The organism is Nostoc sp. CHAB 5715, assembly GCF_020829685.1.
GTDB lineage: Bacteria > Cyanobacteriota > Cyanobacteriia > Cyanobacteriales > Nostocaceae > Nostoc.
On the sequence record NZ_JAIVFR010000173.1, the window covers coordinates 1 to 9,692 of the forward strand.

The window sequence follows — 9,692 nt, forward strand, 5'->3', positions numbered from 1 at the left end:
GGAAAAGTTCTTTGGCTTGGTTATCCAGTCTGTACCACCAACCCATAGCCAGCGCCCACTAGGCATAGCTTTCAAGTTGCGCTGCATCTTATCTAGTATGACAGCTTCTTCTTGAGTTAGCTTTCCCAACTCGACTAAGCCGAGTAGAGTGCGATCGCATACTTCATCCCATGTTTCCCTTAGTCCCGCCAATGTCTTGCGGCTATAGGTTCTAAAAAATACGGGATTAGCAGCCGGTGCAGTTTCGGGAAACTTTGCACTCTGGCGTTTTCTTTCGAGTTCTCGAACCATATATCAAGTGTCTTGCGTTCTTGTTGCGTGCGGACAGATTATGACTATACGCCAAGTAGTTTGAGTATTAAAGATTGTCAAATTGTCCACTTTACGCTAGCTATAAATCGTACTAATTGCAACAGAAATTTATGATGTATAATGTTGCTCACCCTTGGGTATGAACGTAATAAAAAGTTTTAATTAGCACATTTTAAATCCTAAGTAATTTTAAAATGATTAACATTCGTTGTGAAACTCTGCCAGACCATACAGTAATAGCTGAGGTGAATACATTAGCCTTTGGGCAGGAAAATGAGGCTAAACTTGTGGAAGAAATTCGCCGTTCAGACCGCTATATTCCAGAACTTTCTATAGTTGCAGAGGTTGAAAATGTTGTAGTCGGTCATATTTTATTCAGCTACATTGATTTAGTGGGTGAAGAAACACTACAAGTACTCGGTTTAGCACCTTTGGCAATTCATCCACAGTTTCAAAGACAAGGTATTGGCAGCACACTAATAAAAGCAGGCTTAGAAATAGCAGAGGTAAAGAAAGAAGCCATAGTGATTGTCCTTGGTCATCCCCACTTCTATACTCGTTTTGGTTTTCAGCCTTCTATTGTTTATGAAATCGAGTCTCCTTTTCCAGTACCAGAGGATGTCTTTATGGTTAAACCACTGCAAAGCTATCAAAAAAACTATAAAGGGAAGGTTGTTTATCCCTCAACTTTTCATGGGGTGTAGTATTATTTATTACTAATTAGGGACTTCCAACTAAAAAAATATCCTATCGCGGTGTAGGCGGGGGGGCAGGGAGCAGCTTTCAAGGGTAGGGGGAGAAAGAAAAATATTATCTAAGTACAACTTTGCGTAAAATCGTAACGTTTTTAATGCAAGGGGACGCATTGGCATTGTTACCCCATGCATTGGCATTGTCAGCCGATGCATTGGCATTGTTATCCGATGCATTGGCATTGTTATCCGATGCATTGGCATTGTCAGCCGATGCATTGGCATTGTTACCCCATGCATTGGCATTGCAGGGTATTGCCAAATTTAATTCGCTACGAATTAATGAAATGCTGTACTAAGTAAATTGGATAATTTATAGCGCTTCTCGCTTGAGTCCAATACAGACCTAACCCCCAGCCCCTTAAGAGCTAGCGTTGGGGAGCAAGATTCAAAGCCTCTCTCCTTTTAGGAGAGAGGAATGGAAGTGAGGTCAAAGTGTATTGCTTCCATTCGAGAACCGCTATATTAAAAGCGACGGGAAACTCCAGAGAGCAAGTGGCGTGGAGTTTTTTATTTTTTGGAAGTCCCTTAAGAATTTAGGAAGTTGAAAAAAAATGCTATTTTAGCCGTATTACTTGGCGTCATCTCCAGCAAAAGAATTAGAATAACCTTGAGCTTTCAATTTCTAAAGTTTGAGCTATGTTTGCATTAGTCTCGCTTGAGAAAATTCAACTACCTGTGGGAGCAGTTGTGCGGTTGCCTGCAACCTGGCAAGATTATCAGAGTTTGTGTCAGCAACGAGGTGGCAATTCAATTCCCCGCATAAAATACCAAGATGGAGAAGTCTTACTCATGTCTCCTCTTCCTAAACATGGACGTGATGCCCATTTAATCGCAAATATCATTACAGTTCTGCTGGATTATGTTGGATGTGAGTACGATGCTTTTACTCCTGTGACAATGGAATTACCACAGCAGAGTGGAATCGAACCAGACTATTGTTTTTACATTGACCATTGGGAAGCCGTATCTGGTAAGGAACGAATTGACTGGAGTGCTGATCCTCCTCCTGATTTGGTGCTGGAAATTGATGTAACGAGTTATTCTGATGTGAATGATTACCTCCCTTATAAAGTTCCAGAAGTCTGGCTATACCGCAAAAAACAACTGTGTATTTATCAGTTACAAGGTACAGAATATATTGCTCAAACTCAAAGCCAATATTTCCCAGATATAAATCTCCAGGATATAGTTGCTAGGTGCTTTGAAGTTGCCTACGATCGCAATACCAGTGCCGCAATTCGTGAACTCAAACAGCGCTTAGGTTGAAGAAGAGGAAGGGGAGCAGGGAGATATTAGAAGGGGGATATTACCAGGGCTATTTCGTTCTAAACATAAACCGCCCAGAACTAAAGTTCACAGGCTTTTAGCTTAAGTCCACTAAAGTGGACTAAAAACCTTTCTTAGTCGTCTTTAGACGACTTTTGTTATTAGCCTCAGAATTTATTCTGAGGCGGGCTAGATGAGAATGAAATAGCCCTGGGATATTACTGGTGCTGAAACTACACCCTTTACCTCTAACGCAGCTGCAACCCGTAAAATTAACGCTTCATTATATGGTGCTGCTATCAATTGCACACCCAATGGTAATGCATTTGGACGCTGAATTGGCACTGATAAAACTGGTAAACCAATAAAAGATAATGGTTGAGTAAATAATCCCAAATGAGGACGGACAAGAATTTCTTCGCCATCCAAAATCATGGTTTGTTGACCAATTAGCGGTGCGGAAATTGGTGTAGTTGGGGCAAGAATTACATCCACATTTTGAAACACTTCCCGAACGCGATCGCGATACCATTTTCTAAAGCGTTGGGCTTGCAGATACCAGCTACTAGGAATTAACGCCCCAGCCAAAAAGCGATCGCGTGTTGCTGGATCAAAATCTTGAGGACGACATCGCAATTTATCCAAATGCAGATTTGCACCCTCGCTAGCTGTAATCACAAACGCCGCAGCACGGGCGCGGTGTGCTTCTGGTATCGTTACGTATTCAGTGACTTCTATTGCATCAGCTACCTTTTGCACTGCTGCTAAAGCTTCCAGTTCTGCGCCTTTGGTGAAATAATCAGCAGCGATGCCTTCGGCGGACTTCGTCAACGCAATTCTGATACCAGAAATATCTTGCTTGAGTTGTGGTAAACATAATTCAGGCGGACGCTTTGTGCAAATGGGATCGCGATCGTCTTCTCCTTGAAGCACATCAAACACTGTAGCGATATCCTGTACCGAACGCGCAAAAGGGCCAATGTGGTCAAAACTGCTAGAAAATAAAGCTACCCCAGCCCGAGATAACCTTCCGTAAGTCGGCTTAAAACCAAAAACGCCACATAACGCCGCCGGAACGCGAATTGAACCATTAGTATCAGAACCCAATGTCAACGGTACTAACCCAGCAGCAACAGCCGCCGCCGAACCACCCGATGAACCACCAGCAACTCGTTGTAAATCATAGGGGTTGTGAGTAGCACCGTAATGAGAGTTTTCCGTGACAAAGCCATAAGCGTACTCATCCATATTCAAAGCGCCAACCAGCACAGCACCCGCTTGTTTCAGCTTCGCTACTGCGGTTGCATCTTGGCTAGCTGCTGGGTTCTCTGCATTGATTTTCGACCCCGCCAGAGTCGTTAAACCAGCGATATCGAAGAGATTTTTCACCGCAAAAGGCACACCAGCAAGTATTCCAGGATGATTACCTTGGGCAATTTCCCTGTCAATGCGTGCTGCATCTGTTAAAGCTGTCTCAGCAGTGACAGCCGTAAAACAGTTGAGTTGATTATCCTGCGCTACTATTCGTGCGATCGCAGCCTTGGTAACTTCCACCGCGCTAACTTTGCCTTCACGCACAGCAGCAGCTATTGATACAGCATCAGCTAAGTCAAGATTCATCCTGAAATATTAGAAGATAGGGCGTTTAGCTTTCTAAAAAAGATATCCAGAGTTTAGATGCGTTGGGTGCATCCCAGTTTTTATTTTGCTCTTGAGAATAACTGTCATTGCGTTCGCGCAGCGTCTCGTAGAGAGGAGGAACGACGAAGCAATCTCATGGACTCGTTTTGACCTGAAGAATTTTGCGATTGCTTCGTTCCTCGCAATGACATGTAAAAAAGTGGGATGCTCCCGATGCGTTTGCCCTGAGTCACATGCTCCCCGACTATTGGCTCATCAACGCATATTTGAGCTTCAGCTGTTAACACCCATTCTGTAATGGTGACATATTTGTGTCGATGCGTAGATCCTGCTATCTTTTTCTTGAGAGCTGAACCTGCGCCTAAAACGCCTAATGCAACTAAACCCCAGGCAAAGGCTGGTTCAGGAACAGAAATTGGTTCCGGTGCAGTAATAAAGCTAACATTTACATTGTCATCAAGAACTTGTAAAACGCTTTCTTGATTAAATTGTTGGGTGTATTTATTAATAATGTCGGAGATAGAGGTTTTATTTTGCAGCGTATCGTCAAAAAGTAAGGAGATGTTCTTTGACTTTTCTTTGATCAGCGTGCCTGAATTGTCTAGGTACTGTCCATTAGCATCAAAAACCGTTAATCCATCCGGGAAGCGGGGGGTAATGACATTATTTAAAAAAGTTTGAAAATCTGCATCAGAAACCTCCCCGCCTTCAGGAATGTCGCGCCCGAAGAATAAACTTTCTTGGATAAGAGAAGCAGCCTCTACTTTGACGGCATTAAGTGAAATCGCAATAGAGAGTGCTGCACTTGCGGCTACAGTCTTAGCAATCCCCAAAAACATCTTTTTTCCTATTACATTAGCCATTGGTAATTTTCCACAAAGGCGACAGTTTAAGGTATCCTTGGACTGCTTAACAAGCACAAGTGCTTATTAGGCGGCTCATAACTTTCTTGTCAAGCGATTAAACATATTTTTGTTAAACATAGTATTTTTACCACATCATTACCATTTTCTGCAATAAAGCTCTGTGGATTTAATTTCATGCGGTTTTACACTGCATTAAAAATCACTCATCACATAGCCTTAATGAGTTAACAAAATCGCATTGCTGATTAATACTTAGAGTTTGTCCGTTTACTTTATAACAAAATTGTTATTCATACCTATAGTTACTATTAAACATAACTATGGTTCAAATACTGATGCAACTTCAATATCCTCTGGTATAGGAAAAGAATTTACAAGATTAGCGATCGCACTAATTCTCTCAAAATTTGCCACCACACCATCACGATACTCATCCCTTATCTCTAAATCCAACAATAACCCCATTTGATCAACATACTCACCCACATTAAAACCTTCCATCTCTTCTTTGCGTCCTTGGCGTCTTGGCGGTTCGTTATTCTAAATTTATAACCTCTTGCGGCAACTGAAATAAACCATCTTCCCCAGCCTCAAAATCAACCACTTGAAACACAGCATCAATATTTAACTCACCATAAATATGAGGAAATAATTCACCAACCTCCGCAGCTTCATAACGAATTTCAGCTTTAACTCGATCAGAATCAATGCAAAGAATTACCAAACCCTTTTGATTGGTAAAAAAACGATTCGCAACCCAGATAACTTGTGCTGCTGTCGAACAGTGAATAAATCCTTCCAAGTCTAACGTATCACCCCGATAAGTTCCGAGGATTTTTGCTTGTTCCCATTGTTCGCTTTTAGTGATGTGTAAAATAGTGTTCATGATAATTAATTAACAAATGCGATTAATTTTATACAGTAAACCTGGCTGTCATTTATGTGAAGGCTTGCAAGAAAAGCTAGAACAAATCCAAAATCTTAGTTTCGAGTTGGAAATTAGGGATATTACGACTCGTGAAGATTGGTTCAGTGCATATCAGTACGAGGTGCCGGTACTGTATTTATCGAACCACAGAGGCGCAGAGGGCACGGAGGAAGAAGGGAGTGAGAAATTATTGCCACGTCCTTCTCCTCGTGCTAGTGTGCAGCAGTTAGAGGAAATGTTGCGTAAGTATTTAGCCAATTAGAAAAAAATAATGCAGAATAAGCGCAAGATTAAGAAGGTGACGAGGTTCACAAAATGAAATTGCGGGAATTACTAACGGCGGTAGACAGTGTTGAACAATTGCCTAGCTATCCGATGGAGGATGTGGAAGTTAAGGGTTTGAAGACGAATTCCCATGCTTGTAGTGTGGGAGATTTGTTTATTGGGATGCCAGGAGCGCGGGTTGATGGTGGGGAATTTTGGCAAAGTGCGATCGCATCGGGGGCTGTAGCTGCGATCGTTTCTCCCGAAGCTGCACAAAAAAATCCTCCCACAAATGAAGTTGTAGTCATCAGTGCAAGTAACATAACTCAAGCTTGTGCCCAGATAGCCAGTGCTTTTTATGGTTATCCGGGGCAAAAACTCAAGCTGGTGGGTGTGACTGGTACAAATGGCAAAACTACAACTACTCATCTGATTGAATTTCTGCTCATTAAAGCTAATCTAGCTACAGCTTTAATGGGTACTCTTTACACTCGTTGGGCAGGTTTTGAGCAAACTGCTGCCTACACTACGCCCTTTGCAGTGGAACTGCAACAGCAGCTAGCAGAGGCTGTAAAGGCTGGTAGTGAGTTCGGGGTGATGGAAGTAAGTTCCCACGCTTTGAACCAAGGTAGAGTGTTGGGTTGTCAATTTGAGGTGGCCGTGTTCAGTAATCTTACCCAAGACCATCTCGACTATCACACCGACATGGAAGATTACTTTGCTGCCAAAGCGTTGTTATTTAGCCCTGATTATCTCAAGGGACGGGCAATAATTAATGCTGATGATTCCTATGGGAAGCGCTTAATTGCCTCGTTGGATTCCGAACAGGTTTGGAGTTACAGTGTCAACGACAACAGCGCTGATTTATGGATGAGTAATTTAAGTTACCAGCCGAATGGTGTCAGTGGTACATTACATACACCAAAGGGGGATGTAGCTTTTCGATCGCCCCTAATCGGACAATATAATTTAGAAAATCTTCTCGCAGCCGTAGGAGCAGTTTTACACTTAGGACTAGATTTGCAGTTAGTAGCGTCTGTGATACCTGAATTTCCCGGAGTTCCCGGACGGATGGAACGGGTACAGATTAGTCCTGACCAAGATATTAGCGTGATTGTGGATTATGCCCACACACCCGATAGTTTAGAAAATTTGCTGAAAGCTGCACGCCCGTTTATACCTGGTAAGGTGATTTGCGTGTTTGGTTGTGGCGGCGATCGCGATCGCACTAAGCGCCCAAAAATGGGTAAAATTGCGGCTGAATTAGCTGATGTTGCAGTAGTGACATCAGATAATCCCCGGACTGAAGACCCAGAAAGGATTTTGCAAGATATTTTGGCAGGAATTGCTGATACAGTACAGCCAACTGTAATTTGCGATCGGGCTACTGCAATTCGTACCGCTATTTTACAAGCACAACCCGGTGATGGAGTGTTACTTGCTGGTAAAGGTCACGAAGACTACCAAATTCTCGGCACCGAAAAAATCCATTTTGACGATCGAGAACACGCACGCAACACTTTACACCAAAGACTGAACATAAAAGCTTAATTTGGGCATTGGGCATTGGGCATTGGGCATTGGATATTAATTATTGTCCCCTGCTCCCCCTGCCTCCCCTGCCCCCTGCTCCCGACTCCCCACTCCCCACTCCCCACTCCCTTCTAGTTGTAGTTTTTTATAGTTAATGTTTATTTCCGTGGGAATTTTGTAAAAAATGCACACATAAAGGTGAAAATCGAAGACAGAGTTATTTCTTGCTTCATTCAAGTTGTGCTTGACTCATGAATGTTTCTCTGGCTAAGGATCTGTCTGTTTATCAAGTGATTATGGGAGTGCAAGCGCCTCCTAAACCATTGTCCCTCAGTCCTGCTACTCTGCTATCACTGGTGAGAGCGCAAATTGACTTACTAATTGAGCAGCAAATTGCAGCCACTTTATGGGTGAAGTTACCACCAGAAAAAATTTGGCAATCAGAATTAGCGCGTTATCAATCCTCGGTAAGTGCGTCTAGTCTCATTTATACTTGCCAAATTGACGAAAGTGCAAAAGGGGGAGATGGGGGAGCAGGGGAAGATGAGGGAGCAGAGGAAGCAGGGGAAGAAAATACCCCCTTATCTTCCTCATCTTCCTCATCTTCCTCATCTTCCTCATCCCCTCATCATGTCCCCGTTCACCTATCACCAGATAGCCAAATGCGACGGGAAAACTTTCTGATAGTGTTATCGCCCCAGTTTTGCAGTTTAATTTTGGCTCATCGACCACTTAAAAAACGCAAAAATAAGACATCGGGGAAGGTAAATACTAATAAAAACCAGCCGTTACTAATTATAAATACTCTTGAGGGGAGAGTAATTCAGCAAGTATTAAATGGTATCGAACAAGCGATTACGCCAGAATCATCCCCAATACCTGTTGATTTTATTTGTCCAACTGCGCCCCAAGGCGCACTGATGAATCAACTGTTTGCAAAACAACTACTGCGACAAGATGAAATTAATCGTCAAATCATCGCAGTACGCAGTACCAAGTTGCAGCAGCAAAATCAAGAACTGCAAAACAAAGAGCAACTCAAAGATGAATATCTAAAAAACGTGTGTCAGGAATTGCGTACACCCTTGACGCACATGAAGACAGCACTTTCGTTATTGAATTCTCCTAATCTTAAACCCCCCCAGCGACAACGTTATTTACAGATGTTAAATACCCAGTGCGATCAGCAAAATTCCCTGATTACTGGTTTGTTGGAACTGGTGCAGCTGGAACGTAATTTAGAAGGAACAGCTTTAGAGTTGGTGCGGCTCTCAGAGATTGTACCTGGAGTAGTTAGTACCTACCAACCTCTAGCCCAAGAAAAAGGGATTATGCTAGCCTACACCGTACCTACTGAACTTCCATCTATTTGGTGTGTGAGTGGTGGGCTGAGGCAGATTGTGATTAATCTGCTGCACAACAGCATTAAGTTTACTCCTAATGGGGGTGAAGTATGGGTGCGTGCCCGAATTCAAGGCGATTATGTCCAATTAGAATTCCGCGACACAGGTATCGGTATTGCCGAAAGCGAGATTCCCAGAATCTTTGACCGATTTTATCGTGTGCGTACAGCAGCAAATGAAGATTATGGTGGTGCTGGGTTGGGGTTAACAATTGTACAGCAATTGCTAATGCGCTCTGGCGGTTCTATTTCTGTGAAAAGTAAATTATATGAAGGTTCTACATTTACAGTACAACTGCCAAGCGTTGGCGATACCCCAAGAGCGATCGCAATAGAAAATGAGTGATGAGTTACAATAGACATCTCCGAAAATGAATGTAGAGACGTTGCATTGCAACGTCTGTACAAGGGTTTCAGGTAACGCATAATTAATTTCTGGAGATGTCTAATTATCCCCTGAGTTAACTTTATGGTGCTATAGCAATCCTATTTGGGTTATAAAAATTTTAGTCATTAGTCATTACTACCAATAACCAATGACTAATGACTAATGACTAATGACTAATGACCAATGACCAATGACTAATGACTAATGACTAATGACTAATGACCATTGTACAGACGCGATTAATCGCGTCTCTACTAATGACTAATGACCAATGACTAAGATTGTTAGCTAGAAGTTTTTGGTAGCGCGGCGGTAATTTGGCGGAGCATCATGACTT

Annotated in this window: 10 protein-coding genes and 1 pseudogene; 6 read left to right on the plus strand and 5 right to left on the minus strand. The window is 42.6% G+C overall.

Going from position 1 to position 9,692, the window contains the following annotated elements; all coding sequences use genetic code 11:
• Positions 1–291, minus strand: a pseudogene (locus tag LC574_RS11730) (ribonucleoside-triphosphate reductase, adenosylcobalamin-dependent); the annotation flags it as partial.
• 215 nt (positions 292–506) lie between these two features.
• Between LC574_RS11730 and LC574_RS11735 the strand changes: the two are divergent.
• The 3 genes from LC574_RS11735 to LC574_RS11745 all read left to right on the plus strand — a co-directional run bounded on the left by LC574_RS11735 (position 507) and on the right by LC574_RS11745 (position 2,333).
• Positions 507–1,016: a GNAT family N-acetyltransferase gene (locus tag LC574_RS11735; protein ID WP_229453683.1), complete on the plus strand. Its 510-nt coding sequence runs from the start codon at positions 507–509 to the stop codon at positions 1,014–1,016.
• A 146-nt stretch (positions 1,017–1,162) separates the two neighbouring features.
• The gene (locus tag LC574_RS11740) at positions 1,163–1,363 is read left to right on the plus strand and encodes a hypothetical protein (RefSeq protein ID WP_229453684.1); all 201 of its coding nucleotides are present in this window, start codon (positions 1,163–1,165) and stop codon (positions 1,361–1,363) included.
• Between the two features lie 340 nt (positions 1,364–1,703).
• Positions 1,704–2,333 carry a Uma2 family endonuclease gene (locus LC574_RS11745; RefSeq protein WP_229453685.1) on the plus strand — a complete coding sequence of 210 codons (630 nt, stop codon included), beginning with the start codon at positions 1,704–1,706 and terminating at the stop codon, positions 2,331–2,333.
• A gap of 189 nt (positions 2,334–2,522) precedes the next feature.
• Here the strand turns inward: LC574_RS11745 and LC574_RS11750 are convergent, their stop codons facing one another.
• The 4 genes from LC574_RS11750 to LC574_RS11765 all read right to left on the minus strand — a co-directional run bounded on the left by LC574_RS11750 (position 2,523) and on the right by LC574_RS11765 (position 5,726).
• Complete coding sequence (locus LC574_RS11750) at positions 2,523–3,953, minus strand: AtzE family amidohydrolase (protein ID WP_229453686.1); 1,431 nt, start codon at positions 3,951–3,953, stop codon at positions 2,523–2,525.
• 104 nt (positions 3,954–4,057) lie between these two features.
• On the minus strand, positions 4,058–4,837 hold the full coding sequence (locus LC574_RS11755) for a DUF3574 domain-containing protein (RefSeq protein ID WP_229453687.1): 780 nt from the start codon (positions 4,835–4,837) through the stop codon (positions 4,058–4,060).
• 321 nt (positions 4,838–5,158) lie between these two features.
• Positions 5,159–5,341 (minus strand): DUF4089 domain-containing protein, encoded by a 183-nt coding sequence (locus tag LC574_RS11760; protein WP_229453688.1) that lies wholly within the window; start codon positions 5,339–5,341, stop codon positions 5,159–5,161.
• Positions 5,342–5,375: 34 nt separating this feature from the next.
• A complete protein-coding gene (locus LC574_RS11765; protein ID WP_229453689.1) occupies positions 5,376–5,726 on the minus strand; it encodes a DUF952 domain-containing protein in 351 nt (116 codons plus the stop codon).
• 16 nt (positions 5,727–5,742) lie between these two features.
• Here LC574_RS11765 and LC574_RS11770 point away from each other — a divergent pair, with 16 nt between their 5' ends.
• From LC574_RS11770 to LC574_RS11780, 3 genes are all read left to right on the plus strand, one after another.
• A complete protein-coding gene (locus LC574_RS11770) occupies positions 5,743–6,030 on the plus strand; it encodes a glutaredoxin family protein (RefSeq protein WP_229453690.1) in 288 nt (95 codons plus the stop codon).
• 53 nt (positions 6,031–6,083) lie between these two features.
• Positions 6,084–7,583 (plus strand): UDP-N-acetylmuramoyl-L-alanyl-D-glutamate--2,6-diaminopimelate ligase, encoded by a 1,500-nt coding sequence (locus LC574_RS11775; protein WP_229453691.1) that lies wholly within the window; start codon positions 6,084–6,086, stop codon positions 7,581–7,583.
• Positions 7,584–7,816: 233 nt separating this feature from the next.
• Positions 7,817–9,313: a DICT sensory domain-containing protein gene (locus LC574_RS11780; RefSeq protein WP_229453692.1), complete on the plus strand. Its 1,497-nt coding sequence runs from the start codon at positions 7,817–7,819 to the stop codon at positions 9,311–9,313.
• Positions 9,314–9,692 lie beyond the last annotated feature (379 nt).

Bases quoted from the DNA above. Each gene is read 5' to 3' on its own strand.
- LC574_RS11735 (WP_229453683.1), top strand. From the start codon at position 507: ATGATTAACATTCGTTGTGAAACTCTGCCAGACCATACAGTAATAGCT.
- LC574_RS11740 (WP_229453684.1), top strand. From the start codon at position 1,163: ATGCAAGGGGACGCATTGGCATTGTTACCCCATGCATTGGCATTGTCA.
- LC574_RS11745 (WP_229453685.1), top strand. From the start codon at position 1,704: ATGTTTGCATTAGTCTCGCTTGAGAAAATTCAACTACCTGTGGGAGCA.
- LC574_RS11750 (WP_229453686.1), bottom strand. From the start codon at position 3,953: ATGAATCTTGACTTAGCTGATGCTGTATCAATAGCTGCTGCTGTGCGT.
- LC574_RS11755 (WP_229453687.1), bottom strand. From the start codon at position 4,837: ATGGCTAATGTAATAGGAAAAAAGATGTTTTTGGGGATTGCTAAGACT.
- LC574_RS11760 (WP_229453688.1), bottom strand. From the start codon at position 5,341: ATGGAAGGTTTTAATGTGGGTGAGTATGTTGATCAAATGGGGTTATTG.
- LC574_RS11765 (WP_229453689.1), bottom strand. From the start codon at position 5,726: ATGAACACTATTTTACACATCACTAAAAGCGAACAATGGGAACAAGCA.
- LC574_RS11770 (WP_229453690.1), top strand. From the start codon at position 5,743: ATGCGATTAATTTTATACAGTAAACCTGGCTGTCATTTATGTGAAGGC.
- LC574_RS11775 (WP_229453691.1), top strand. From the start codon at position 6,084: ATGAAATTGCGGGAATTACTAACGGCGGTAGACAGTGTTGAACAATTG.
- LC574_RS11780 (WP_229453692.1), top strand. From the start codon at position 7,817: ATGAATGTTTCTCTGGCTAAGGATCTGTCTGTTTATCAAGTGATTATG.